Genomic DNA, 26,065 nt, shown 5'->3' with positions numbered 1-26,065 from the left:
TAACGGTTAGCTTAAAAATTATTACCATCATTAAAAATTCCACAGGTTTTATAACATTACCGTCTTATTGGCAAAACCGGCAATTTAATAGCGGCCGCCGAATTTTTCCACAATAAAAATAATTTCATTTCTCCCTCTCATAGCGCTTGAAATAATTTTTCAAAGGCACATGATATGCCCAGAGGAAAGTTCCAATGTCGGAACGACCTTACTATGCAAGGTATATAGAATGTCCAAGAATGACAAAAATGCTAAATCAGGTTCTGCTAAGGGTAACGATCAGCAGAAGAATCAAAAACCGGCCGCTAACGAAAAAGCAGCAGCAGAAGCAACTCAAGCCTCTGATAAAAGAAAGAAATAATTGAATAGTGGGGCTAAGGCCGCAAGGCCGTAGCCCTGTTCATCTGGTGATGGGGCTTATGCTTTAAAAGGCAGGGTCTTTTTTTTTGCCCTTTATTTATAAATAATAAAATAAGAGGATTTAGGATATATCCTAAATAACCGGCTGCTCGCTGCATACTTTACCTATTAAGCTATAATTTCAAGCTTCTCTTTGAATTTTAATTTAAACGGAGAGTCGCTGCATTAACAATAATATCCTTCCAGCATATATCCTTTAATATCACTTTCAGCTTTTCCCCCGGCGCGTCCTTGTAAAACTGCTCTACCTCATCCTGTCCCAAGCGATAAAAAAACCAGGGCAATCCGCCCCGGTTTTTCCGCTAAGGCGATCAGTTCGACGCCAGCATATTGCCCTGGCGCGCCTGGTTTACCGCCTCGCCCAGTTGCCATACCGCCATGGCATAATGGGTGCTGTGGTTATAACGGGTAATGGCATAGAAATTCGGCAGTCCGTACCAATATTGGTAGCGGTTGCCCAGATCAAGACGCAGCAGGCTGGCTTCCTGATAGCCCTGCAGCGAACCCTGCGGACTCAGCCCCGCCGCCGCTAGGGTGGAGACAGAGTAGCGGGTATCGTAACCCTGACCATATCCCGGGGCCTGGCCAATGGCCGGTATCGCTACCGCGCCGCCGCGCGCCCAGCCATGGGCCTGGAAGTAATTGGCCACGCTGCCGATGGCATCCACCGGATCCCACAGGTTGACATGTCCGTCGCCGTTGAAATCCACTGCATAACTCTTAAAGGAGGACGGCATAAACTGACCATAGCCCATGGCGCCGGCATAGGAGCCGCGTAGCGAGAGCGGGTCATCCCCTTCGCTGCGCGCCATCAGGAGGAAAGTTTCAAGTTCACCGGCAAAATAATCGGCGCGCCGCGGATAGGCGAAAGCCAGCGTGGCCAGGGCATCGATGGTGCGTGTTTTGCCCATCACCCTGCCCCAGCGGGTTTCCACCCCGATAATGCCGACAATGATCTCCGGCGGTACGCCGTAAATCTGGTAGGCCCGCTGCAGGGCATCTTCATACTGATTCCAGAAAGCCACGCCGTTTTGCACATTGTCGGGAGTAATGAACTTACCGCGATAACGGAGCCAGGCGCCATTGGGAACCGTTGACGGCGGCCCTGACGGCGCCTGTTGATCCATCAGCCGAAGCACCCAGTCCAATCGTTTGGTCTGAGCCAAAACGTCATGGAGCTGTTGCCTTTCGAAGCCGTGTTCGGCCACCATTTTATCCACAAAGCGGTCCACCGCCGGGTCGGCTGCGAAATCGCCGTTTGCAAGCAGGCCGCTGTGATCGGGCTGGAGCAGAAAACCGCCCGGCGAAACGGCGCCCAACGGCGCTTCGGCGGGGGGCACCGGTTTACTGCTACAGGCGGAGAGTAAAGCGAACAAAGGCACTAATGCAGCCAGGTAACGCATCGGGTATCCATAGACCAGGCAAGTTGAAGTGGCTGTTATGGTAAGCCATTGTCATGGACTAAAAAACCGAAATATATTATTGAGCCCCTGGCAGGAACATGTTGTAACATTTTGCCGAAAACGGTCATAAACGACTCGGGTGTAGCCGTCCGCAGGCAAATTATCACTAAAGTAAATTATTCCGTATCATAGAGATCGAATAGCGTTAATTGAGGGTCTGCCCATCGTCCGGACTTATTCAATTAAGAAATCCACCCATCCTTTCCGCTGAATAATGAGCGATAAAATGCCATTTCCCGATCTTTTGTTCATTCAAAGGCCATGCATTAATGGAGCGCGATAGGCTATTCCCAGGCGCTTTATCCTAAATAATTTGAGTTGCAGATGACAAAACTCTCATATTAATAGTATCTTGTTGTTTTTTAAGTTAATAAGCCTCTTAAGCGGCTTTTCCGACGCAGCTATGACCTCAGTCTAGGTTCTCTTAAATAAATGGCATTAAAAATTAGCTGGCACGATTTAGCACTCAGAAAATATTTTAAAATTGCTTTTATCACTCAACAAAAATCATTTCCTTTGTCACCCGCTAGATTAAATGAAATTAATATAGGAAAACCTCATTTTATTTGATGCAGATTAACGTGTGAAGGATTCCCGGGTATTAAATTGGCAGCTCGCTCATAAAGCCATCGCCACAGGCGCGGAAAAACTAGAACAATAAGGATGATAAACATGGCCGGGGAAAATCAGCTGCTTTCCCAAAAGAGTATCAACCGCCGTGATTTTATGAAACTCTGTGGGGCTCTGGCCGCCACCATGGGGCTCAGCACCAAGGCCGCCGCCGAAATGGCCCTCTCGGTAAGCTCCCCCCGCCGGCCGCCGGTTATCTGGATCGGCGCCCAGGAGTGTACCGGCTGTACGGAGGCGCTGCTGGCCGCAACGCACCCGACCCTGGAAAATCTCTTGCTGAACGTTATCTCGATGGATTATCACGAGGTACTGTCTTCCGCCTTCGGCGAACAGGCCGAGCAGAACAAAAACCAGGTGATGGAGCAATACCGGGGAAAATATATCCTGGTGGTGGATGGTTCCATCCCCCTCAAGGACGGCGGGATTTACTGCATGGTGGCCGGTAAACCGGTGGTGGAACACATCCGCGCCGCGGCGGCAAACGCGGCGGCGATTATCGCCATCGGCTCTTGCTCCGCCTGGGGCGGCGTGCCATCCTCCGGCGACAATCCCACCGGCGCCGCCAGCCTGCAGGAGGCTCTGCCCGGAAAAACGGTGATCAATATTCCGGGTTGTCCGCCCAATCCCCACAATTTCCTGGCTACGGTAGCCCATATCATTACTTGGCAGCGTCCGCCGGCACTGGATAATCTTAATCGCCCCGCCTTTGCCTACAGCCGGCTGATCCATGAAAACTGCGAGCGCCGCCCTCATTTCGACGCCGGCCGCTTTGCCCGGCGGTTCGGCGACGACGGCCACCGGCAGGGCTGGTGTCTCTACCACCTCGGCTGCAAAGGCCCGGAAACCTACGGCAACTGTTCCACCCTGCAATTTTGCGATGTGGGGGGAGGGATTTGGCCGGTGGGCATCGGCCATCCCTGCTACGGCTGCAACGAGAAGGGGGTAGGCTTCACCAAGGGCATTTCCCAATTGGCCGATGTCGCCAATCCCACCCCGCGGGTGGATAAGCCCGCGGTACACAAAACCGAAGGCGGAAAGATTTCCCTCACCGCCATGGGACTGATTGGCGGCGTGGTGGGAGTGGTGGCGGGAGTCAGCCTGATGACGGTGCGGGAGCTGGGGCGACAGCAGAAACAGCATCGCGAAGATGACGACCGTACGCCGCGGGGGAAATAAGCCGTGAACAGACGTCACTTCTTCAAACTGGCCTCAGGGGGAGTCCTGATGGCCGCCATCCCGGCAACCGGCCGGGGAGCGGCGCAAAACAAAGCGCCGATCCCAGGTGCCTTGGGCATGCTGTACGATTCAACTCTGTGTATCGGGTGCCAGGCCTGCGTCAGCAAGTGCCAGCAGGTAAATCACAGCGATGGGCGTCCCCACGGCGGACCCTATGCCGGCGGCGAGGCCAACTGGTCGAATAACGATAAGCTCAGTCCCTACACCAACAACATTATTCAGGTGTGGAGCAGCGGCAGCGGCCAACACAAAGACCAGACGGAAAACGGCTACGCCTACATCAAAAAACAGTGTATGCATTGCGTTGATCCGAACTGTGTTTCCGTGTGTCCGGTCACCGCGCTGAAAAAACATCCGGTCACCGGCGTGGTGCATTATGACCCGTCGGTGTGCATCGGCTGCCGTTATTGCATGGTGGCCTGTCCGTTCGACGTACCCAAATATGATTACGACAGTCCGGTGGGCAAGATCCATAAATGTGAGCTGTGCAACCAGCCTGGCCTGGGGCGGCTGGATCGCGGCGAATTGCCCGGCTGCGTGGAGGTGTGCCCCACCGGCGCGGTAATTTTCGGCACGCGGCAGGATTTACTGGCGGAAGCGAAACGGCGCCTGGGAATGAAAGCCGGCGATACCTACCGCTATCCCCGGCAGCGGCTATCGGACAATGATACCTATGAACGTCAGGCGGCCTGCTATAACCCACATATTTACGGCGAGACAGAGGGCGGCGGAACCCAGGTGCTGGTGCTGGCGGGCGTGCCCTTCGCCGGACTGGATCTGCCGCCCCTGGCGCCCCTGTCCACCGGCGAACGCTCCGAGCATCTGCAGCATACCCTGTATCAGGGCATGGTGATCCCGCTGGCGCTGCTGGCGGGGATCACCACCCTGGTACACCGCAACATGAAAAAAGACCCGCCGGACAAGGAGAATGACCATCAAAACGACGCATGAGGCAAAACCGCTGGGAGGCCGGCTACTGACCTGGCCAGTGCTGCTGCTGGCTCCCTTTGTAGCGCTGTGCGGCCTGATGATCGTCAAACGCCTTTTCATGGGAATCGGTGCGGTGAGCGATTTGAACGGCGGTTATCCCTGGGGCCTGTGGATTGCCTTCGATCTGCTGGTGGGTACCGGCCTGGCCTGCGGCGGTTGGGCGCTGGCCTGGACGGTCTATGTCTTTAACCGCGGCGAGTATCATCCCCTGGTACGGCCCGCGCTGCTGGCCAGCCTGTTCGGTTACGCCTTGGGGGGGCTGTCCATCACCATCGATCTCGGCCGATACTGGAACCTGCCCTATATCCTGTTGCCGGGGCAGTTCAACACCTCCTCGGTGCTGTTTGAAACCGCCGTCTGCATGACTGTCTATATCGGCGTCATGACGCTGGAATTCGCGCCGGCGACGCTGGAACGCCTGGGCTGGCATGTGTCTCTCAAGCGGCTGAACAGCATCATGTTTTTTATCATCGGCCTGGGAGCGCTGCTGCCCATGATGCACCAATCCTCCATGGGGTCGCTGATGATCGTCGCCGGCAACAAGGTGCATCCGCTGTGGCAAAGCTATGAAATGTTGCCGCTGTTCTCCCTGCTTACCGCCTTTATCATGGGCTTTTCCATGGTGGTGTTCGAAGGCTCCCTGGTGCAGGCCGGCCTGCGGGGCGCCGGCGGCAGCGAGACCTCGCTGTTTTACCGGCTGACGCGGATTATCAATATTTTCCTTATCCTGTTCATTGCGCTGAGGTTCGGCGAACTGCTGTTCCGGCATAAAACCGCCTATCTCTGGCATCTGGATCGCTACGCCCTCTCCTTTTGGTGCGAGATCCTGTTGATGTTGCTGCCTCTTATCATTTTTAACCTGAAAGTCAGCCGCCACGACGCGCGGCTGCTGTTCACCGGCGCGCTGTGCATGATCCTCGGCGCGGTGCTATGGCGCATGGACTACTCGCTGCTGGCGTTCGATCCCGGCAACGGTTACCACTATTTCCCCACCGCCAGCGAAATCCTGATAAGCGTCGGATTCCTGGCCATGGAGGTGTGTGCCTACATTTTATTGATTCGGCTATTGCCGGTGCTGCCGGCCCATATTGTGGTACATAATCATCACCAGACAGAGGTTGATAATGAGTCAGCGCATCACCATTGATCCCGTCACCCGCATCGAAGGGCATTTGCGCATCGACTGCGAAATCGAACAAGGCAAGGTGGTTAAGGCCTGGTCTTCCGGCACCATGTGGCGCGGCATGGAGCAAATCCTGCAGGGCAAGGACCCTCGCGATGCCTGGATAATCGTGCAGCGCATCTGCGGCGTCTGCACCACCATACATGCCATCGCCTCGGTACGGGCGGTGGAAAACGCCCTCGGCATGGCGGTGCCGGTGAATGCGCAATACATCCGCAATATCATTCTGGCGGCCCATACCCTGCACGACCATATCGTGCATTTTTATCAACTGTCGGCCCTGGACTGGGTGGATATCGTTTCAGCCTTGAAGGCCGACCCGCAAAAAGCAGAAGACCTGTTGCGGGGGCTGTCGGACTGGCCGCTGAACAGCGCGGCGGAGTTCGCCCGCGTACAGGGGAAAATCCGTGATTTGGCGGCCAGCGGCCAACTGGGCATTTTCGCCAACGGCTACGGCGGCCACCCGGCCATGGCGCTGCCGCCGGAGGTGAACCTCATCGCGGTGGCGCACTATCTGCAGGCATTGGAGTGCCAGCGCGACGCCACCCGCATCGTCGCGATGCTGGGAGGTAAAACGCCGCATATCCAGAACCTGGCTGTGGGCGGCGTGGCCAATCCCATCAACCTGGATGCGCCGAACGTGCTGAACATGGAACGCCTGATGTACCTCAAGACCTTTATCGACCGGCTGGGGGACTTTATCGAGCAGGTGTACCGGGTGGATACGGCGGTGATCCTGGCCCATTATCCGCAGTGGCTGAGCCTGGGCAAGGGCGCCGACAACTACCTGTGCGCCCCGGAACTGCCAGTTGACGGCGGCGGGGAGACATTCCTGCTGCCGGGGGGCTACCTGGAGAACGGCGCGTTCCGCCCGATCGCCAGCCACCGGGATCCTTATTTGATGAAAGGCATTGAGGAGAGCGCCCGGCATGCCTGGTATCAGGACGACCAGCCGCTGGCGCCGTGGGAGGGGTTAACCCGGCCCCACTATACCGGCTGGCAGGACGACGGCAAATACTCCTGGGTCAAGGCACCCACTTTTTATGGCAAAACCGTGGAAATGGGTCCCCTGGCATGGCTGATGTGCAGCCTGGCGGCCGGCCATGAACCCACCGAGAGGCACCTGGCGTTTATCGGCGCCGACTTGCGGCGGCTCAGCGGCCTGGAGCTGGGTCCCGATCAATTACCGTCCACAGCCGGCCGCATCGTCGGCCGCGCCGTGCACTGCTGCGTGCTGAGGGAAACCCTGGCGCAGCAATGGCAGGCGCTGGTGACCAATATCGGCAACGGCGACCATGAGACCTTTATCCAGCATGATATTCCCCAAAGCGGCGAGATTCGCGGGGTGGGTTTTGTGGAAGCGCCGCGCGGCATGCTTTCCCACTGGGTGGTGATCAAGGAGGGTAAAATCGCCAACTACCAGGCGGTGGTCCCTTCTACCTGGAACGCCAGCCCGCGCAGCAACCAGGACGAGCCCGGCCCTTACGAGCGCTCGCTGATTGGAACCCCGGTGGCGGACCCGGCCAAACCGCTGGAAGTGGTGCGCACCATACACTCTTTCGATCCCTGCATGGCCTGCGCGGTGCATATCGTGGATGCGACCGGAGCGGAAGTCACCGCCGTGCGGACGGCGTGATGAATATCCTGATTCTGGGTATCGGCAATCTGCTGCTGGGGGACGAAGGCGTCGGCGTACGGGTAGTGGAGGCGCTGGAGCGGCGTTTTATCCTGTCGCCGCCGGTGGAGATACTGGACGGCGGCACCTCCGGCATGGCGCTGATGGAGATCATGTCCAGCCGCGATAGTCTGATTGTCGCCGACGCGGTACTGACCGGCGCCCCGCCGGGCAGCGTGACGGTACTACGGGACGCGGAAGTGCCTGCGCTGTTCAGCCGCAAAATTTCTCCCCATCAACTGGGGTTGTCAGATGTCTTGACGGCTTTGCGCCTGACGGATGAGTTCCCGCGCCGGCTTACGCTGGTAGGCATAGAACCCGAGTCGCTGGCGCCGGGCATCGGCCTGACGCCGACGGTAAGCGCCGCCATTGAACCGGCGCTGAACCATGTCCTGGCGCTGCTGGCCCAGGCGGGGGTGAACGCGGTACCCCGCGACGCCGGACAGCAAACCGCCAACGGACCGGCCGGCGATAATCTGCCGCCATGGCGGTGAAACGACCGGCGGACATTATTACCCCATTACAGCTGTCATAAAGCGGAGCCGGGACAACGGAATGAGTGATGATAACGAGAGTAAACCGGCGTGCTTGGCCCCATGATAATTGAAGGAGAACCGGTATGTCCGAATATAACGCGAGATCGAGGAATAACCGGCATGCTTGAATATATTCCTGGGTTTGAGCAAAATCCGCAGCCGCTGCTGGAGCGCCTGTTCAGCCGCATTGCCGCGGGTGAAATGCGCACCCTGCCGTTTTATCGCCCGCAAATCCCTGTCCGCGCCTGCGGGTTTCAACGGTATGAACAGCAATGGATCGGCGCCCTGCTGACACCCTGGATGCTGAGCCTCCTGGTGCTCCCCGGGCCAGGACAGCTATGGCCCCGCCGTCCGGAGGGCTCGCGTCTGGCATTGGCCCTGCCCTGCGGCAATATCACCTTTACCCTGGGAGAAATCGACGTCCAACCGCTGGGCGACATCGACGGTAGTTCGCTGGGCGAAAGCGACGGTAATTCGCTGGGCGAAAGCGACGGTGATTCGCTGGGCGAAAGCGACGGTGATTCGCTGGGCGAAAGCGACGGTGGCGGTCAGTATCTCAGCTGTTCGCTGATGTCTCCGCTGCCGGCGGCTCTGGCCGCCGAACCGGCCGTCATGCTGGCACAGCAGTGCGTGCGCATGGTGCTGGCGCTGCCGGTAAAAAATGCCGACGTCCCGACCGATGCGCGCCTGCGCGGCTTATTCACCCACGTTTTGGGACAGCGCGATGCATGAGATATCTCTTTGCCTGAGCGCGCTGGAGCTGATTGAAGATCAAGCACGGCGTCATGGCGGCAACCGGATAACCGGCGTATGGCTGGAAATCGGCGCCCTTTCCTGTATTGAAGAAGAGGCATTGCGTTTTTGCTTTGACTCCGCCTGCCGCCATACCCCGGCGGAAGGTTGCCGGCTGCACGTGAGCTATGCCCCGGCACAAGCCTGGTGTTGGCAGTGCGGCACGCGGGTATCCGTCCAAGGTTATGACAGCGGTTGCCCCCAGTGCGGCAGCCATGCCCTGCGGGTGGAAAGCGGCGACCAACTGCAGGTCAAACAAATCGAAATAGACTAACACCCAATGCCGATCGTACCTGAGTTAACGCATAAACCGGGCGCATCTCAATCGCCCCCACGTTGAACATGTTGACCGTCTTAACCAAGACCCCGGCTCAGTGACCGGCAGGTAAATCAAAATCCGCCAGGTCAGCAAGATCTTGCCTGCTAAAACCAGTAACGCGCTCAATCGTAACGCGATCCATACCTAAAGCCAGCATGTTAAGAGCAATTTTTCTTGCCTGTTCGTTACGACCTTCAATGCGACCTTCATTATGTCCTAATCGTAGCCCTTGTTGCAGTCCAATCTCGCGTCCAATCTGTTTTAGTTGTTCCGCAACAGTCATCATTTCTTCCCTGTACCGTGGTGTATTTTCGATAAGAATACGTATAAAGGCTTTCAAGTCAAGGGGATCTGCCTCTTTCGCCAGATAGTTAAGCAGCGATTTAACCTGATCTTTACTGGGCTGCGCCAGCTTGATCAAAAAGACGATATCCACATATCGGGTATTGATATCCCTCGCCCGGATATGCTTTTGCACATACTCCAGCAAGGCAACCTTCCGATGGGTTTTGATTTCATCGTCAGGAATCACAGTGACATCCACCAGGGGAAACGCCTCAACGTACAGCACCTGCGCCAATGCCGGATTGTGGAAACAGTCCAGCCAGCGAAGGCTGTGCGGATAGGGGCTTTGGCGTCCGTGATAAAACAGCAAGGGTATGACCAACGGCAGTTTTTTGTGACCCTGCTCAAGATGGCGGTGCATGGCCGCTATGCTGTAGCGCAGCAGGCGAAATGCCATCATCTCGTCCGCGCTGGACTGATGCTCGATGAGGCAGTAGACATACCCTACTCCTTCCGAGGTCTGCAACATGTAAAGCATATCCGAGTACTGGGCGCGCATGTCATCCTCGACAAAGGAGCCGGAGGTGACCGCCAGCGTGCCGAGGTCGCACATTTCCCGCAGCGCCGACGGCAAATGTATTTGCAGAAAATCCTCGACGACGCTGGCATCGCTGAAAAATTTTCTGAATAAAGAATCATGAGGTGTGGGGAACGTGTTCATCAACGCAATGTAGCGTCGCCCCTATATACCGAATATAAATACCGTTCGTACCATGGCGGGCACGTAAAAAAATTTCGGGGAGTTTCGCAATCTAATGCAACGCGGCTGCTCTTTTATCTAATTATCAGCGACATTGGATCTAAGTAGATAAGATAAATGCTTCTGGATTAATGAGGGTAGTAGGCAATATCAATGGTGTGACATAATGCGTGGCAGCTAATCAGGTCAGCATACGGTTGCTTTTCTCCGATCCCTCCCACGGCAACAACGCTTCTTTTGGCCGATGGCGGATTATTTAGAAACGGTCCAGGACTTACCGGAAACAGGCTTATGAGCTCATCTGCCATCATCGCCGAGGATTCAGCGGTTTTTTGCGCCGATATCGGCGGTTCCTTTATCAAATTCGGCGTCTCCCGCCGCGTCGGCGACGTCGAGGAAACCACAAAAGTACCCACCCCCACCGCATCATGGGCCGATGTGGTCACGACCATGCAATCCCTGATAACACACTATGGCGCGGGTTTACCGCCGCACACCCCGCTGGCGCTGTCCACCGCCGGATTGATTTCATCGCAAACCGGCGAACTGCTGTCGGTAAACATCCCGGCATTTACCGGCCGGCCATTGGCGGCGGCACTCAGCGCGGCCTTAAACCGTCCGGTCAGCGCCGCCAACGATGCGGACTGTTTTGCCCTGGCCGAAGCCCATGCCGGTGAAGCACAAGGTTGTACGGTAGTGGCGGGGATAATCCTTGGCACCGGCGTCGGAGGCGGACTGGTGATCAACGGCCAACTGGTGCGCGGCCACGGCGGCGTCACCGGTGAATGGGGCCACGGCGCCATTACCCGCACTGAGCTGGCGCTTAACGGCAAAACCTATCCCATTCCCCGTCTGTCTTGCCCCTGCGGACAAATCGGCTGTCTCGATACCCTCGGCGGCGCCCGCGGCATGGAGCGGCTGCACCGCCATTTCCACCAGCGGGACCGCTCCAGCATGGAGATCGTCGATGGCTGGCTTAATCAACAGCCGGACAGCACGCTGACGGTGAACGCCTGGCTTCAGCTGGTGGCCGAACCGCTGGCGCTGCTGGTGAATATTCTCGGACCATCGAAAATCGTCGCCGGCGGCGGCCTGGCCTCCTCCGCACCGCTGATTGCCGCACTGGATAAACAGGCACGCGCCGGGGTACTGCATCGTTACGACCAGCCCCTGGTGACGCCCGGCAAATTCCTCACCCAGGGCGGACTGGTTGGCGCATCGGTGCTGGCCAGGATGGTGTAGGCCCACACGCGGGCGCGGGAGACCCGCAACCACTGAAGCGTGCAACTGTTCGTGTTAAAGGGAGACCGTGCTGATGGGGCCGAAGCGGGCGTGGTTTTACCGCCCGCCGGAGCGCCCCACAGCGCGGTAGGCCCGCGATCGCCGATCGCGCAGCGAGCGTGTTAAAGGGAGACCGCGCCAATGAGCTCGAAGCGGGCGTGGTTTTCCCGCCCGCCGGAGCACCTCATGGCACGGTAGGCCCGCGATCACCGGACGTGCAGCGAGCGTGTAAAAGGGAAACCGCGCCGCTGGTAATCAGCGTCGATTATGCCGGAATCGACAATCTTGATGATGAATACTCACAAGCATGGCGGGGTCAATCATGGGAAAGTCGTTCAACAGACCGGAAATCGAGGACTTTCATGGCACAGCTCTCATTAGACGACACACGCGCCCTGGCGCACACTATCTTGCGCCATCATGGCTTCAGTGAAGACCAAGCGGCCGCCATCGCCGACACCATGGCGGCCGGCCAACGGGACGAATGCGCTTCCCATGGCTTATACCGCCTGCTGGGCTGCATCGCCACGCTCAAGGCCGGCAAAGCGGTGGCGGACGCACAGCCGGAAACCCACGACGTCGCCCCCGCGCTGCTGAAGGTGGATGCCAAAGGCGGCTTCTCTCCGCTGGCTTTTCGCCGCGGCCTGTCCCCGGCGCTGGAAAAAGCCCGGCAAAACGGCTTAGCGGCCTTTGCCATCAATCACTGCGTACATTTTTCCGCCCTCTGGGTGGAAATCGAGGAAATCACCGCCGCCGGCATGGTGGCGCTGGCCTGCACCCCCAGCCACGCCTGGGTGGCGCCGGCGGGCGGCAGCAACCCCCTGTTCGGCACCAACCCTTTCGCTTTCGGCTGGCCCCGAGCCGGACAGTTGCCGTTCGTGTTCGATTTCGCCACCAGCGCCATCGCCCGGGGTGAAATCGAGCTGCACCGTCGGGAAGGAAAACCGGTTCCCCCCGGCTGGGGCATTGACGATAAAGGCCAACCCACCACCGATGCCGCCGCCATCCTGGCCGGCGCCATGCTCACCTTCGGCGGCCATAAAGGATCGGCGCTGTCCGCCATGATCGAACTGATTGCCGGCCCCCTGATCGGCGATTTCACCAGCGCCGAATCCCGTGCCTGGGACAATGGCGCCGGCGCGCTGCCCTATCACGGCGAGCTGATTATCATCCTCGACCCTAGGCGTTTTCTCGGCGCCCAGGCAGAGGAACACCTGGCCCGCGCCGAACCGCTGTTCGCCGCCATGGCGCAAAACGGCCGCCTGCCTTCTCAGCGGCGCTATGAAGCCCGGCAGCGCAGTCTGGCACAAGGAATCACCCTGCCGGATGCGCTTTATCGGGATTTGCTGGCGCTGCTGGACTAAAAGAAGGCCCCGGCGTTATCCCGCAACTGCAACAGAGGCGCCGGGGTCATGTGAATCCGCAGCCAATCACCACAGAGAGGCCCGGCGGGCCCGAACAGAGAATCACGCCGCGGCGCGTTTTAAAGGGCCCGGACAGAGTTGCCCAGACCCGGACCGGACGGTTTGCTTATAAACCGACATCCGGCAACTGCGGGCGATGGGCCAGAGCGTGCTGCATGATTTTTTCGATATATCGCTGCTCCTCATCCTGCAACGCCAACCGCGGCGGGCGTGTCAGAGCAGAACCCCGCTGCATGATGGCTTCGCACAGCTTGATGCACTGCACCAAATCAGGCCGGGCATCCAAATGCAGCAGCGGCATAAACCACTCATATAACGGTATCGCTTCGGCAAAGCGCCCGGCTTTCGCTAGCCGGAACAGGGTTTCACCCTCTTTCGGGAACGCATTGGACATCCCCGATACCCAGCCCACCGCCCCGACGGCGATGCTCTCCAGCACGACATCGTCCAGCCCGGCGAACAGGATAAACCGATCCCCCACCTCATTGCGCACGTCGATAAAACGGCGGGTATCGCCGGAGGAATCTTTAAAACAAACGATGTTGTCGCAATCCGCCAGGGAAATCAGAATATCCGGCGTCACGTCGTTTTTATACACCGGCGGATTGTTATACACCATCACCGGCAAATCAATACCGCTGGCCACGGTGCGGTAATGGGCCGCGGTTTCAAAGGGCTTGGACGAGTAAACCAGCGCCGGCATCAGCATAATGCCGTCCGCGCCGATACGCTGCACCTCTTTGGCCATCGTCAGGGCGTTGGCGCTGGTAAACTCGGCGATGCCGGAAATCACCGGTACCCGTCCCTTGGCGGCGTCTTTGGCCATTTCCACGATGCTGACCTTCTCCGCCATGCTCAGCGACGTGTTCTCACCCACCGTGCCGCAAATCACCAGGCCGGACACCCCGTCTCGGATAAGCCCATTGATCACCTGATGGGTGGCCTCCAGATTCACGGAAAAATCTTCGTTGAATTGGGTGGTAACGGCAGGGAATACCCCACTCCAGCTAACCTGTTGCGCCATGCTATATCACCTCTCGATCAAATGGTATTTCGTATACTATACCCTTTATATTTCGAGCCGCAGCGGTGTTGGCCGCGACTCGAAATCTATCGGGTATAAATGTTAAACACTCAACGGATAGCACCCGCTGTGTCCTTTAAGAATTCGTGATTCCCACCGGCCAGGTGTCTGACAGGCGATAGCCCTGCGGCCAGGGGTCAGCCGGATCCAACAGCAGTTGGTGGGTGCCGGTAATCCACGCCCGGCCGGCAATGCGTGGCAGAATGGCCGCTCTGCCGGCCACGTCGGTCAGGCCGTCAATGCGGCAGTGAAACGTGGAACCGATAATGGAATGGCTGACAAACGGCTCATTCACCTGCAGCATGCCCTTGGCGTGCAGGACCGCCATGCGCGCCGAGCAGCCGGTGCCACAGGGGGAGCGGTCGATTTTACCCGGACGAATCACCACCGCGTTGGTGGCGCTCAGCCCCTGTTGATCGCGCTTAACCGCCGAGGCTAACTGGCAAAAGGAGATATGATCCCAGTCCGGATTAAGCGGATGGACAAACCCCAGCTGTTCATTAGCGGCACGGGTAATCTTTATGCCGGTGGCCACCAGATCGGCGGCTTCATCGGCGGTCAGGGCGAATCCCAGCTTTTGGGCGTCGACAATCACAAAGCTGTCGCCGCCGTAAGCGGTATCCACCTGCAAGGTGCCGATGCCGGGAACCTCCAGCGCGGCATCCAGTTTGTCCGCAAAAGAAGGCACGTTGCGCACCTCTACCGATTCGGTCTTGCCGTTGCGGCAGTGTGCCAGCACCTCGATTAAACCGCCGGGAGCTTCCAGCACCAGCCGGGTTTCCGGTTCATGCATCTCCAGGATGCCGCTGTCGAGCAATACGGTGGCGACACACAGGGAATTCGATCCGGACATGGGCGGCGTATCCGCCGGTTCCATAATAATCCAGGCCATCTGCGCCCTGGGATCTTTCGGCGGCACCAGAAGGTTGACATGGCGGAAGACCCCGCCGCGCGGCTCGTTCAGGACGAAATTGCGCAGGGTTTCGTCACGGGCTATCCAGCGGGACTGCTGCCAAAGGGTCTCCCCCGGCGGCGGCGCCACGCCGCCGACGATCACATCCCCCACTTCCCCTTCCGCATGACAGCTGACGACATGAATGATTTTGGCTGAACGCATAGACTCCCCTATCTCACCGATTTTAGAAATTCCGCCGTTTCAGGACGCTGAGGCTGGCCTATAACCTGATCCGGCGTGCCGATTTCATGGACCCGGCCGTAATGGAAAAACGCCACCCGGTCGGAGACGTCGCGGGCGAAGCGAATTTCATGGGTTACCAGGATCATGGTCATGCCTTCTTCCGCCAGAAGCCGCATGGTATCCAGGACTTCCCCCACCAGTTGGGGATCGAGAGCGGATGTGGCCTCGTCGAACAGCATATAATCCGGCGACATCGCCAGCGCCCGGGCAATAGCCATGCGCTGCTGCTGTCCGCCGGAAAGGCGGCTGGGATAGACCGACAGCTTGTTCGCCAGGCCGACGTGCGTCAGCTGGCGCACCGCCATCTCTTCCGCTTCCTGTTTGCTTTTTCCCAGCACCTTGCGCGGCGCCAGCATAACGTTCTCCAGCACCGTCAAGTGGGGAAAGGCGTTCCACTGCTGAAATACGATACCTATCTTGCAGCGGAGCTTGTTCAAATCGGTGCGGCGGTCGTGAACCTCAACGCCGTCCACCAGTATCCGGCCTTTTTGAATGGGTTCGAGACCGTTAATGCACATCAGCAGGGTGGATTTTCCCGAGCCGGAACCGCCGATAATCGACAGCACTTCGCCTTTGTTCACCGTCAGGTCAACACCCTTCACCACTTCAAGGTTGCCGTAGGACTTGTGCAATTCTTTTATTTCAATCATTTTCCTGCCACCTCTTTTCCAGCCGGACGCCGATACGCGCGATAACCAGGCTCATCAGATAATAGATGGCCCCGGCGATGCACAGCACCAGCAGCGGTTCCTGAATGCGGGTAATAATGTTTTGCGAGGCCCGCAGCAATTCGATGATGCCGATCCACATCACCAGCGCAGTGTCCTTCATCACGGATAACGACAGGCTCAGCCAGCTGGGAAAAGCCACCCGCAGCGCCAGCGGCAGCACGATATGGCGCAGGGACTGGCCCCGGCTCATGCCCAGGGAGCGCCCGGCCCGTTGCAGATTATCCGGTACCGATAACACGCTGCCGCGGACGATTTCCCCGCAAAAGGAGGCGGTATAAATGCCCAGCACCACGCAGGCGACGGCAAAGGCGCTCCAGTTAAGGCCGATAATGCTTTTGAAGGCGTTGAACAGCACGAACTGGATCAGTAGCGGCACGCTGCGGAAAATATCCATAAACCAGGCCAACGGGATGGAGAGCCGGGGCAGCAGGGTATAGAGAATGCCGATAACCACGCCGACCACGGTGCCCGCCAGCATGGCGCACAGCGTCAGTTCCAGGGTTACCCCCGCCCCTTGCAGCAGGTAGAGCAAATCGGTACCGGTAAGGCTGGTGCTAAACATAATGTTGCCCTCAGTAACGGAACAGTCTCCAGGCCATCAGCCGGCCCACCAGCATCACGGCTTTGGCAATCAGGTAGTAGAGCGCGGCGGCAATGGCGAAAAACTCAAACGTCCGGTAGGTCTTGACGTTCCAGGCCTGGGTTACGCCGGTGAGATCGTTGTCCAGCCCCACCACTACCCCCAGGGAAGTCATCAGCACCGCCCACACCATCTGGTTGGTCATCGGGTAGAACACCACCCGCAATAACTGCGGCATCACAATCAGCCGCCAGGCCTGGAAAGACGTCATGCCGAGGGAACGCGCGGCCCGCATCTGGGTTTCCGGCACCGCCCGCAGGCCGCCGCGAAAGTTTTCCGCCAGATAACCGGCGTTGTTGAACGTAATACCCAGCAGCAGCGCAATCCAGGAACTCACATAAAAACCAAAGGCGCCGAGGCCGAAGTACAGAATGTAAACCTGGAACAGCGCGGGGGTATTGCGGGCCAGCGACACCCAGGTCTCGGCGAACATCCGCAGAATACGCCAGGGACCGACGCGCATCATGGTCAGCAGCAGGGCGATGATCACCCCCAGCACCATGGACAGCACGGCGGTGTAAAAGGTGATCCAACTGCCCGCCAGCATCTCCGGCAAGGCGCGGAATGCGGCGTTCCAGTGAAAACTGTAGCTAAACATCCGTTTGCGAGCCTCCCGTTGTACCCGTGATCGCGCCATCGGTTGAAGCCTTGGCCGTACCATTGGCTGCGCCGTGGACCATGTCGTCGGCTGTGCCGCCCAAAGCGTCGGCGGGCGGCATCAGCCAGCGGGGCGGCGAAATGTCGGCGTAGCCTTGGCGGGCCGCCGCGATACAGTCCGCCAGCGAGGCAAAATGAACGCGGCAATCCACCAGCCCCGGGGCGTAGTGGGCATATTTGCCGGAGTTGGTCATTAACGTGTCGGCATGCGCCGGCACCACCGGACGGCGCAGCATGCACCAGCAGGTATCGTTGATGCATCGGGCGCCGAAGGCCTCAAGGATCGCCACATAGCCGGCCTGTTCGGCCTGGCGATGCACCTCCCGGCCGCTGGTGAGCACCAGCGCCACATCCGGGTGCCGTTCCCCATCCCGGCACAGCTGCGCCAGCCGGGCATATTCCGTCAGGGACAGATGGGGATTGCCCAAGGCCACCAGCTGTACCCCGCTATCAACGGCGGTATTGAGCGCCTGCCAGGCCGACAACAGGTCCGCCGGGGTCAAGCGGTAATGCCGCAGGGGGGGCCGGCCGCCCAGCGCGTCCGCCGGAACGGTTGCTTCGGGCGTAACGCCGGCGATGTGAAACATCGGCGCCGCCGAGGTGGTGGCGAAGGCGGCGCTGAAGGCTTTCAAATCATCCCGGCTCATCCCGCTGTGTTCCAGGCCGCAGATCACCGGGATATGGTTGGGGGACAGCTCCCCGGCCATATGCCCCAGCAGCGGATAGAGGGAATCGTCCGCCTCCGCGGGCAGCGGAACGTCAATTTGCACCTCGGCGCGGCGCGACGCGTCAAGATGCGGACCGCAGAGAGGCGCCCGGCCGGTAAGGGCGATGCACAAATCGAGAAAATCAGGGTATTTCTGGGTTCGCGCCGCCAGCACGCTGTTGGCAAAGGCCACGGCGTTGGACTCTGACCAGGCGATATGTTCGCCGGCCCTTGGCGCGCCGGAGAGCAGATAGGGGGCGCAGGTAAAGCTGCCCGTCGCCCCCAATTGCAGATAGGCTTGCGCCAGTTGGCTTGCCGGCTCCCCTTCCGCAGGATCGATGTCCAGCTCCCGCCAGCGGCGGCAATCCACCGACACCGCGTTAAGGGTGGTGGGCACCCGCACTCTGGCGCCCCAGTCCAGCCATTGCCGGGCAAAGGCCAGGCTGGCGCTGCCGGTATAGATACAGCCGTCGATATGCGCCTGGCTCACGGAAATCAGTCCCGCCGCCTGCTGCAGCCGCGCCATATACACCACGATTTCCATGGCCTGCCGCACCGCTTCGCCCTGGTCTCCCGCCAGCATGGCGCGATCTTCGCCGCTTAAGACGAACAGTCCGGTCTCGGGCCGGGTCAGCGGAACATCCAGGCAACACAGCCCGTCCTGGCAGAAGGCCCGCAGCCGGTCATCGCCGATGTCCACCCGCAGGCACCCCGCCAGTTTCCCGAATGTGTCCTGATCAAGGGCGATAACCGGCAGGTGGCGGGCAAACAGCTGGCGCGCCACCAGTACCCCCAGCGCCAGGATATCATCCGCTTGCGACAGCAGCAGCGCCGCCGGCCCGTGGCCGTTGAGGATAAGCTCCAGCAGCACGCTGCTGCCGGTGCAGGACCCCCGTCCGCTGGGTATCGCCAGCGCTTTGCCCGCCAGGGAGCGGCCGTGGAGCGGATGATGATGATCGATGATGTCGCCGCTGGCGCCGTCAACGCCGCCCCAGAAGCTCAGGCCGGTATGGCTGAATAACACTTCGCCCCGGGCGCTGCCGGTAATCAGAAAGCGCCCCCGTGCCGTCATCGTTGTTATCATGCCTGCCTCGCGGATCAGTAGTAGACGCCGGGAACGGTCAGATTAGGCGCCGTGCCGCCCACCCATTTGGCATAGAGCTCCTGGTAGCGGCCGGAGCGCACCTGATGGTTAACGAACAGGTTGAGGTAATGCAGCAGGCCCAGTTCATTGCGGGCCACGCCCAGGGAGACGTAATCAATGACATAGGGGGCATTGCCAACCACCTTCAGCCCTTTGTATTTGCCGGTTTTGATTGACGCGGCGGCCACGGTGGAGGTGACCACCGTACCGTCGATATGCCCCTGGCTCAGCGCCAGAATGGTGTCGTTCTCGGTCTGGTAGGCCCTAAAGCTGCCGCCGCCCCATTTTTTCACATCCGCTTCCAGCGCCAGCCCTTCAAAGGTACCGGCGGTATTGCCCACCGGATGCCCTTTCATATCGTTATAGGTATTGATGCCGGTACCGTCTCGGGTCAGCACCACCTGCTGAAAGGCGAAATAGGGAATGCTCATGGCGATGGTTTTGGCGCGCTCCAGCGTATCGGAGGTGGAGGCGACGATAACGTCGGCCCGGTTGGACATCAGCGCCGGGATACGATCGGGGAACGGCGTTTCAACCACTTCGGCGGTGACGCCCAGGGTTTTTGCCAAATCGTTACAGTAATCCACATCAAAGCCCACCGGATTATTACCGGCGTCCCGGGATCCCATGGGCGGAAAATCCAGGGTAACGGCGCAGCGCAGCTTACCGGAGTTGATGATGTCATCGAGTTTATCGGCCTGGGCCTGGGCAATGGTAAAGGCACAGAGCAGGCTGGCAATGATTGCGGCGAGAGACTGACGTTTCATGGCTACCTCTTAACGGTTGGGAAGGAGTGGGTGAAAACGCGACTGCCATAATTTCGTATACGATATCTCTTATGCAATCAGCATGCCGCTATGACGGTCACAGTTAAAAAAAATGGTGATATCTATTAACCTATTGTTAATGATAAATTTATGGCGGATTAGAGAGGAACTGCGGCAGTCAATGGGACAGGATGGGAAAGGCGACATGCGCCATGCCGGCGCGCTTTAATGGTGCAACCCGGCGCCCTGAGGAACAAGGGAAAGAGCATATGCGACCGTCAAGGCAACAAGAGTTTGGCCGGCTCCGCAGCAGGTCCATGCCGCTACCAGGCTTTAGCGGCTTATGGCGCCGCGTCGTTTGAGCGGCTGCGCTGAGGTTTTACGCGCTTTAGGACCGGCGGTCATGGGGTTTGGGCAAATAGGTGAGCAGCGTCTGGCACACGCCGATGATGTGCTGTTCAATAAGCTGCGTCACCTGTTCCTCGTTTCCCTGCCCGCAGGCGGCGAGGATCGCCCGGTGTTCACGGTCGGCCCGCATCTTGCCGTCCGGGGACAGGCTCATCTGCATACGCAAAAAACGCTCAATCTTGTCATGGATGGAACGGATAAGGTTCACCAGAAACGGGCGCTGCGCCGCTTCATACAGGCAGCAGTGAAAAGCCCAGTTCAGCTCCGCCCAGCGGCCCACGTCGTCGTCAGCGATAAACTGATCGCAGATGGCCTGCGCCCGGGCCAGATGATCGGCGGTGAGATTAGGCAGCGCCAGCCGTATGGCCTGGACTTCCAGCAGGATGCGCACTTCAAAGATTTGCGCCAGCTCCTGCTCGGAGATACGTACCACCATCGCGCCGCGGTGGCGGAAGAATTGCACCAGCCCTTCGGCTTCCAGCCTCTTCAGCGCTTCGCGCACCGGGATCTTGCTGACGTTGAACAGACGGGCGATATCATCCTGCCGGATCGGCTCATCGTCGGCGAAATGGCCGGCGATAATCGCCTCACGCAAATGTTTGGTGATCACCTCCGACGCCGAGGGCGCAGCACCCAGATTCGGTGGATTCAGCAGGGAAAGGGACATCATGACCTCAGTAAACGGAATAAGCGATATGGTATACGAAACGGTATCCTGACATGCTTCCAGGCCCGGAACAAGCGAAGGAAATAAAACCGCGCGTGACAGGATGATCTCTAGCCGCCGCGTGTCGATGTCCCGGGACGGGGAAAATCCGCCGATTGCCCCCTAGGGGTTTTTATCCGCCCCCTCCCCCATTTTGACCAGGGTAGACAGCCTGGCGGGCGCCAGCGGTACGCGGGGCGTCGCCAGCGGCCAGCCCAGCAAAAAACGCGCCGCGCCACCGCAGACTTTGCCCTGGCAGGCGCCCATGCCGCAGCGGCTGTAAATTTTAGCCTGCCGCCAGTCCGCCGCGCCGGAAATCTGCTGCAGGGCGACGTCTTCGCAGCGGCACACCAGCGTGTCCGGCCGGGACAACTGCTTTAACTTGCCGTCCAGGCGGAAGGCGCGTTCCATCCCCCGTGCGAATCGCCGCCAGTGACGGCGTTCCCGCCATAGCCTGGCGGCCTCTTCCCGGTTGCCGCTGGCGGCATAGCCGGCGATTTTGCCGGTAACCAGCGCCAGTTCGCTGCCGCCGACCCCGGCGCATTCGCCGGCGGCGTAGATACCCGCCCGGCTGGTTTGCTGCCACTCATCCACCCGTATTGCCTGTCCTTCAATGGCACAGCCCAGCACCAGAGCCGGTTCAATATTGGCCAGCAGACCGAAGCCGCAGGCCAGCCGGTCGCACGCCACGCTTATGCGCCGCCGTCCCTGGCGGACAATCACCCGTTCTACCTTGCCCTCGCCTTCCGCCGCCAGCACATGGCTGTTGAACCGATAATGCGGATCGGTCAGGGAAAAGGACTGCCTCAGCTTGTCCGGCCAGCGCCATAGGCCCAGGAAAAGCCGCCCCAGGCGCAGCGCGGGCGCCTGCTCCGCCAGTAAAACCACCTTGCCGCCGGCTTTTTTGACCGCCTGCGCCGCCGCCAGCAGCAAAGGTCCGCTGCCGGCCAGGGCGATTCGCTGGTCTTTCACCGGCAACCCGCTCTTGATAAAGGCCTGCAGCGCTCCCGCCCCGCTGACCCCCGCCAGGGTCCAGCCAGGAAACGGCAACAGCAGTTCCCGCGCCCCGCTGCAAAGAATCAGCCGCTCATAGCGGATAATGCCGCTGGCGGTCTCCTGCTCATACAGCCACCGTTTGTCCCCTACCGGGGCGATAAGCTTGGCGCCGCAGAGCAAGGAGACGTTAGGCAGTTGATCAAGCTGCCGCCGGTAATGCCGGGCCCCTTCCGGCAGGCTTACCGCCGGGCCATCGCGCCAGATCTGGCCGCCGGGAAAGGGATTGTCATCCAGAATGATGATGTTTATGCCGCTTTTCGCCGCGGCGCAGGCCGCCGCCATGCCGGCCGGGCCGGCCCCCACGATAAGCAGCTCACAGCTGAAATCCCGGTCAAGCATGGCGGGTGAATCCTCTCGATAGGCATAAATCCAGGTCAAGCATGACTATTGAATCCTCTCGATATGCATATTTTCCCGGCAAATCGTTTGGCACGCCGGGCGTCGCAGTCCGTTAACGGTCACCCGGCACTCCTGGCAAATACCCATGCCGCAAAACGGCGTTCGCCACTGCCCGGACACCGAGCATCGGGTGGTCTGCTTATCGGTATAGGCCAGGGCGGCCGCCACGGTTATTCCGGCCGGCACGGTAAAAAACTGCCCGTCCACCACGATGGAAATCAATAGCGTCATGGCGTCTCCTCTACCGAATGGGAGGTAGAATCCGTGGTAAGCAGCCGCGCGGGCAGATAGGGCGTATCGTCTATTTCCGGCCGCCGTTGGCGGATTTGCGCGGCGATAATGGCGGCGCTGCCCAGGGCGGTGGTCACCCCCAGCCCCTCATGTCCCAGCGCCAGCCACAGGCCGGGATAATCAGGGTGAGGACCCAGCAGCGGCAAGCCGTCGGCGGCGGCGGCGCGAAACCCGGTCCAGCAGCGGATAATGTTCATTTCCGCCAGCGCCGGCATCCATGACCGCGCCCGCGCCAGCATGGCGGCCAGCACCTTGCCGTCCACGGCCGGATCGAGAGAGTCAAACTGGCGCGACGAACCGATAAACAGCTGTCCGGTGGGACGGGGCTGCAGATTGAACGCCACCGAGGTGCCGCTGGCGGCGTGGGCGCTGGCGCCGTAGCCCAGTTCCACCAGTTGGTGCCGCACCATGGGGGTATAGCGATCGGTAATGGCCAAATGGCCTTTTTTAGCCCGCAGAAAACGGCTGCCCAGCAGCGCATCGGCGCCCAGGCCGTTGGCGACGACGATGGCCGGCGCCGTTAGACGCTCTCCGCTTGCCAATATCACCACGTCTCCCTCAATGGCCGCCGCTTCCCCCGCCAACCGGGTGATGCCCGGATGTGATGCCAGCCAGCGGCCGGCGGCCGGGGCATACAAAATGCCATCCCCCGCCACCCGCAATCCCCCCGCCAGGCCGGAGCGCAGGGCGGGTTCCATTTGCGCCACCTGGGACGGAGTCAGCATTTCGCTGTGAACGCCGCAGTGCGACAGCCGCCGCTGTTTTTCCGCCGCCACGTCCATTTCTTCGTCGGTTTCCGCCAGCCACAGGGTGCCGCATCCCCGCCAGGCACAGTCATCCGGCAAGTCGGACACCAGTTTCCGCCACAGCCCAAGGCTGTAGCTGCTAAGCCGCAGTTCCGCCGGATTATCGTCAATGCACACCAGATGCCCCATGCCCGCCTGGGTGGCGCCGCTCCCCTGATTATCCACCAGCAGTACGTCCATGCCGTCCGCCGCCAGGCGACGGGCGCAGGCGGCGCCGATAATGCCCGCGCCGATGACGATGGCATCGGCCCCCTGGCTTTGCCCCATCAGCCGATACCCCAGACAAAGGGGTCCCGGTTATCCAGCAGCAGGGTGTTGTCGCCGCAGACAAACGCCGAGCCGCGAATGGAGGGTATAATCTGATTCTCATCAAGACGCCGGTACGAAGCGGTAAACTCACTGCCGATAACGCTGGCCTGCCGCCATTGCTCGCCGGGCTGCAATTTGCCGTCCGCCGCCAGACAGGCCAGCTTGGCGCTGGTGCCGGTGCCGCAAGGGGAACGGTCATACGCCTTGCCCGGACAGAGCACGAAGCTGCGGCTGTCCGCATGGGCATCGTCGGAAAAAAGCTCGATATGATCGATAAGCCCGCCGTCATCGCCAGTAATATTATGCTGCTCCAGCGCCTGGCGCACCGCCCAGCCGTAAGCGGTCAGCGCCTCCAGATTGCCGGTATCCACCGCCAGCCCGTGTCCGCTTATCAGGAAAAACCAGTTGCCGCCCCAGGCGATATCGCCGCAGACCCGGCCATAACCCGGTACTTCCAGCGCCACCTGCCGCCCGGCGCGGCGGGCGGGCACATTCTCCACCGTCACGCTGCCGTCGTCGTGCAGGGTGGCCCGCACATCCCCCACCGGCGTTTCAATCAGGTGCTCGCCCACGGAAATCCGTCCCAGATAGGCCAGCGAAGCCACCAGACCGATAGTGCCGTGGCCGCACATACCCAGGTAGCCGCTGTTATTGAAAAAAATCACGCCGGCGGCGGCCCGGGACGAACAGGGGGTACACAGCAGCGCCCCCACCAGCACATCGTTGCCGCGCGGCTCGAGAATAACGGCTTTTCGCCATGGGTCGAACTCCCCGGCCAGACGCGCTTTGCGTTCCGCCATGCTACCCTGACCTAGATCGGGAAATCCCTCGATGATAAGGCGGGTCGGTTCGCCGGCGGTATGGGAATCGATGGCGCGTACCGCGGTATAACGAGAAGATAATGTCACAGCTGCCCCCCGGTGGTTCTTGCGAGTGTTAAAGCAGAGTGGACCCATTGCCCCCGCCGGCGCTTGATGCCTTTCCACAGCACATATGGAGAAAACGGCATAGCCCCGCCGCTGGTTTATACGCGCCATACTTCACGTAGCAGCCTTCCGGCAACTCGAATTTTACCCTATATAATCAAATCCTATCGCCCGGACGCTTTACTCCACCCGGCGGCACAGGCATGCTTACCTCATTCCTGTTGCACCAGTTTCCTGTTGATCCAGCGATAAGAGACGGTCCTTATGTGGTCAGCGCCAGTTGATATTCCGTCCTCACGGCTACCCGCCGGCGGCGAGGACAGCGATAACCCGGCCGATGCGCAGTCCGCGCGCCGGACGTTTTCATCGCTCCGTGCCGGTCTGACGCAGCGTCGGCCCGAAGACATGGACAGCCTGCTGGACGCCGTCGCGCTGCTGCTGCCGTTGCTGGACGCCATTTCCGGCGTGGTATTTTTTATCAAGGACGGCGAAGCGCGCTATCTGATGGCCAACCAGACCCTGGCGACCCGCTGCGGATTCAAGAACGTCGACGCGCTGCTGGGGAAAACCTCGGCCCAGGTATTTCCCTCCAGGCTGGGCGTGGGTTATATCGAGCAGGATTTCCAGGTGATGCGCACCGGCGTGCCTATCGAGGATCAACTGGAGCTGCATTTCTACAGCGGCCGCAAAACCGGCTGGTGCCTGACGCAAAAACTGGCTCTCTACGATCGCCAGGGCAGGCTAATCGGCATGGCGGGCATCTCCCACGATCTCCAGGAGACCCGCGCCAATCACCCGTCTTACCAGAGCCTGCTCGCCATGGAGAGCCATATCCGGCTTAATTTCCATCGCCCGGTGGCCATGGAAGAGCTGACCCGGATTACCGGCCTGTCCGTGGCGCAAATCGAACGCTACTGCAAACGTATTTTTCAGCTCACCCCGCGCCAGATAATCCACAAAATCCGGCTGGAGAAGGCCACCGAGCTGTTAAGCGGCGCCCTGCCCATCACCGATATCGCCCTGCAGTGCGGTTATACCGATCACAGCGCCTTCAGCCGCCAGTTCAAGGCCATGACCGGCACCACCCCCAGCGATTTTCGCGCCAGCCTGCGGGTATAAAATCTTTATCCGGCCGCACGCGTTAGCGAAAGCTGATTATGCCGTGCTACGCCGTCCGCTGTGCCGATTTCGCCGGCAGGCACGTCGAAAATCCTCAAGCCGCCGCCGGTAATAACCGTCAAGG

General features: G+C 59.7%; 25 protein-coding genes. 11 read left to right on the top strand and 14 right to left on the bottom strand.

Going from position 1 to position 26,065, the window contains the following annotated elements:
* The first annotated feature begins 229 nt into the window (after positions 1-229).
* Entirely contained in the window at positions 230-361 is a 132-nt protein-coding gene (locus ACL2XJ_RS20140) for a hypothetical protein (RefSeq protein ID WP_279433132.1), read from the top strand.
* A gap of 370 nt (positions 362-731) precedes the next feature.
* Here the strand turns inward: ACL2XJ_RS20140 and mltB are convergent, their stop codons facing one another.
* A complete protein-coding gene (mltB, locus tag ACL2XJ_RS20135) occupies positions 732-1,823 on the bottom strand; it encodes a lytic murein transglycosylase B (protein ID WP_413724275.1) in 1,092 nt (363 codons plus the stop codon).
* A gap of 732 nt (positions 1,824-2,555) precedes the next feature.
* On the opposite strand from mltB, the gene hybO reads away from it, so the two are divergent.
* The 7 genes from hybO to hypA all read left to right on the top strand — a co-directional run bounded on the left by hybO (position 2,556) and on the right by hypA (position 9,199).
* The gene (gene hybO / locus ACL2XJ_RS20130; protein WP_413724274.1) at positions 2,556-3,689 is read left to right on the top strand and encodes a hydrogenase 2 small subunit; all 1,134 of its coding nucleotides are present in this window, start codon (positions 2,556-2,558) and stop codon (positions 3,687-3,689) included.
* A 3-nt stretch (positions 3,690-3,692) separates the two neighbouring features.
* Complete coding sequence (gene hybA / locus ACL2XJ_RS20125) at positions 3,693-4,700, top strand: hydrogenase 2 operon protein HybA (RefSeq protein WP_413724273.1); 1,008 nt, start codon at positions 3,693-3,695, stop codon at positions 4,698-4,700.
* Positions 4,678-5,886 carry a Ni/Fe-hydrogenase cytochrome b subunit gene (hybB, locus tag ACL2XJ_RS20120; protein WP_413724272.1) on the top strand — a complete coding sequence of 403 codons (1,209 nt, stop codon included), beginning with the start codon at positions 4,678-4,680 and terminating at the stop codon, positions 5,884-5,886. Before hybA ends, hybB begins: the two co-directional genes overlap by 23 nt.
* On the top strand, positions 5,864-7,558 hold the full coding sequence (gene hybC / locus ACL2XJ_RS20115; RefSeq protein WP_413724271.1) for a hydrogenase 2 large subunit: 1,695 nt from the start codon (positions 5,864-5,866) through the stop codon (positions 7,556-7,558). The genes hybB and hybC overlap by 23 nt, the downstream gene beginning before the upstream one ends.
* The gene (locus tag ACL2XJ_RS20110; RefSeq protein WP_413724270.1) at positions 7,558-8,091 is read left to right on the top strand and encodes a HyaD/HybD family hydrogenase maturation endopeptidase; all 534 of its coding nucleotides are present in this window, start codon (positions 7,558-7,560) and stop codon (positions 8,089-8,091) included. The genes hybC and ACL2XJ_RS20110 overlap by 1 nt, the downstream gene beginning before the upstream one ends.
* A 162-nt stretch (positions 8,092-8,253) precedes the next feature.
* Positions 8,254-8,865 carry a [NiFe]-hydrogenase assembly chaperone HybE gene (gene hybE / locus ACL2XJ_RS20105; protein WP_413724269.1) on the top strand — a complete coding sequence of 204 codons (612 nt, stop codon included), beginning with the start codon at positions 8,254-8,256 and terminating at the stop codon, positions 8,863-8,865.
* A complete protein-coding gene (hypA, locus tag ACL2XJ_RS20100) occupies positions 8,858-9,199 on the top strand; it encodes a hydrogenase maturation nickel metallochaperone HypA (RefSeq protein WP_413724268.1) in 342 nt (113 codons plus the stop codon). The genes hybE and hypA overlap by 8 nt, the downstream gene beginning before the upstream one ends.
* A 97-nt stretch (positions 9,200-9,296) precedes the next feature.
* Here hypA and ACL2XJ_RS20095 read toward each other — a convergent pair whose 3' ends face one another.
* Positions 9,297-10,250 (bottom strand): Rpn family recombination-promoting nuclease/putative transposase, encoded by a 954-nt coding sequence (locus ACL2XJ_RS20095; protein ID WP_413724267.1) that lies wholly within the window; start codon positions 10,248-10,250, stop codon positions 9,297-9,299.
* Positions 10,251-10,580: 330 nt separating this feature from the next.
* On the opposite strand from ACL2XJ_RS20095, the gene ACL2XJ_RS20090 reads away from it, so the two are divergent.
* Both ACL2XJ_RS20090 and ACL2XJ_RS20085 read left to right on the top strand, forming a co-directional pair.
* Positions 10,581-11,531, top strand: coding sequence for an ROK family protein (locus tag ACL2XJ_RS20090; RefSeq protein ID WP_413724266.1), 951 nt, complete (start codon positions 10,581-10,583; stop codon positions 11,529-11,531).
* Positions 11,532-11,932: 401 nt separating this feature from the next.
* The gene (locus ACL2XJ_RS20085) at positions 11,933-12,934 is read left to right on the top strand and encodes an Ldh family oxidoreductase (protein WP_413724265.1); all 1,002 of its coding nucleotides are present in this window, start codon (positions 11,933-11,935) and stop codon (positions 12,932-12,934) included.
* Positions 12,935-13,100: 166 nt separating this feature from the next.
* Here the strand turns inward: ACL2XJ_RS20085 and ACL2XJ_RS20080 are convergent, their stop codons facing one another.
* From ACL2XJ_RS20080 to ACL2XJ_RS20025, 12 genes are all read right to left on the bottom strand, one after another.
* The gene (locus ACL2XJ_RS20080; protein WP_132921871.1) at positions 13,101-14,018 is read right to left on the bottom strand and encodes a dihydrodipicolinate synthase family protein; all 918 of its coding nucleotides are present in this window, start codon (positions 14,016-14,018) and stop codon (positions 13,101-13,103) included.
* Between the two features lie 136 nt (positions 14,019-14,154).
* Complete coding sequence (locus tag ACL2XJ_RS20075; RefSeq protein ID WP_413724264.1) at positions 14,155-15,195, bottom strand: trans-3-hydroxy-L-proline dehydratase; 1,041 nt, start codon at positions 15,193-15,195, stop codon at positions 14,155-14,157.
* 8 nt (positions 15,196-15,203) lie between these two features.
* Entirely contained in the window at positions 15,204-15,926 is a 723-nt protein-coding gene (locus ACL2XJ_RS20070; protein ID WP_132921873.1) for an amino acid ABC transporter ATP-binding protein, read from the bottom strand.
* Positions 15,919-16,569 (bottom strand): amino acid ABC transporter permease, encoded by a 651-nt coding sequence (locus tag ACL2XJ_RS20065; protein WP_132921874.1) that lies wholly within the window; start codon positions 16,567-16,569, stop codon positions 15,919-15,921. Before ACL2XJ_RS20065 ends, ACL2XJ_RS20070 begins: the two co-directional genes overlap by 8 nt.
* Before the next feature lie 10 nt (positions 16,570-16,579).
* Positions 16,580-17,245 carry an amino acid ABC transporter permease gene (locus ACL2XJ_RS20060; protein ID WP_413724263.1) on the bottom strand — a complete coding sequence of 222 codons (666 nt, stop codon included), beginning with the start codon at positions 17,243-17,245 and terminating at the stop codon, positions 16,580-16,582.
* Positions 17,238-19,094: an aconitase X gene (locus tag ACL2XJ_RS20055; protein ID WP_413724262.1), complete on the bottom strand. Its 1,857-nt coding sequence runs from the start codon at positions 19,092-19,094 to the stop codon at positions 17,238-17,240. The genes ACL2XJ_RS20060 and ACL2XJ_RS20055 overlap by 8 nt, the downstream gene beginning before the upstream one ends.
* Positions 19,095-19,108: 14 nt before the next feature.
* Complete coding sequence (locus ACL2XJ_RS20050) at positions 19,109-19,921, bottom strand: transporter substrate-binding domain-containing protein (RefSeq protein WP_132921877.1); 813 nt, start codon at positions 19,919-19,921, stop codon at positions 19,109-19,111.
* A gap of 388 nt (positions 19,922-20,309) precedes the next feature.
* The gene (locus tag ACL2XJ_RS20045; RefSeq protein ID WP_132927763.1) at positions 20,310-20,996 is read right to left on the bottom strand and encodes a GntR family transcriptional regulator; all 687 of its coding nucleotides are present in this window, start codon (positions 20,994-20,996) and stop codon (positions 20,310-20,312) included.
* Positions 20,997-21,158: 162 nt separating this feature from the next.
* Positions 21,159-22,430: an FAD-dependent oxidoreductase gene (locus ACL2XJ_RS20040; protein ID WP_413724261.1), complete on the bottom strand. Its 1,272-nt coding sequence runs from the start codon at positions 22,428-22,430 to the stop codon at positions 21,159-21,161.
* Between the two features lie 45 nt (positions 22,431-22,475).
* Complete coding sequence (locus ACL2XJ_RS20035) at positions 22,476-22,721, bottom strand: 2Fe-2S iron-sulfur cluster-binding protein (protein WP_413724260.1); 246 nt, start codon at positions 22,719-22,721, stop codon at positions 22,476-22,478.
* Positions 22,718-23,854 carry an NAD(P)/FAD-dependent oxidoreductase gene (locus ACL2XJ_RS20030; RefSeq protein WP_413724259.1) on the bottom strand — a complete coding sequence of 379 codons (1,137 nt, stop codon included), beginning with the start codon at positions 23,852-23,854 and terminating at the stop codon, positions 22,718-22,720. The genes ACL2XJ_RS20035 and ACL2XJ_RS20030 overlap by 4 nt, the downstream gene beginning before the upstream one ends.
* Positions 23,854-24,804 carry a 4-hydroxyproline epimerase gene (locus ACL2XJ_RS20025; protein ID WP_132921881.1) on the bottom strand — a complete coding sequence of 317 codons (951 nt, stop codon included), beginning with the start codon at positions 24,802-24,804 and terminating at the stop codon, positions 23,854-23,856. The genes ACL2XJ_RS20030 and ACL2XJ_RS20025 overlap by 1 nt, the downstream gene beginning before the upstream one ends.
* 282 nt (positions 24,805-25,086) lie before the next feature.
* Between ACL2XJ_RS20025 and ACL2XJ_RS20020 the strand changes: the two genes are divergently transcribed.
* Entirely contained in the window at positions 25,087-25,941 is an 855-nt protein-coding gene (locus ACL2XJ_RS20020; protein ID WP_413724258.1) for an AraC family transcriptional regulator, read from the top strand.
* Positions 25,942-26,065 lie beyond the last annotated feature (124 nt).

Origin of the sequence: Sodalis sp. RH16 (assembly GCF_047324245.1) — a bacterium.
GTDB lineage: Bacteria > Pseudomonadota > Gammaproteobacteria > Enterobacterales > Enterobacteriaceae > Acerihabitans > Acerihabitans ligni.
The sequence above is the reverse complement of the archived record's forward strand: the minus strand, read 5'-3'. Positions and strand labels throughout refer to the sequence as shown.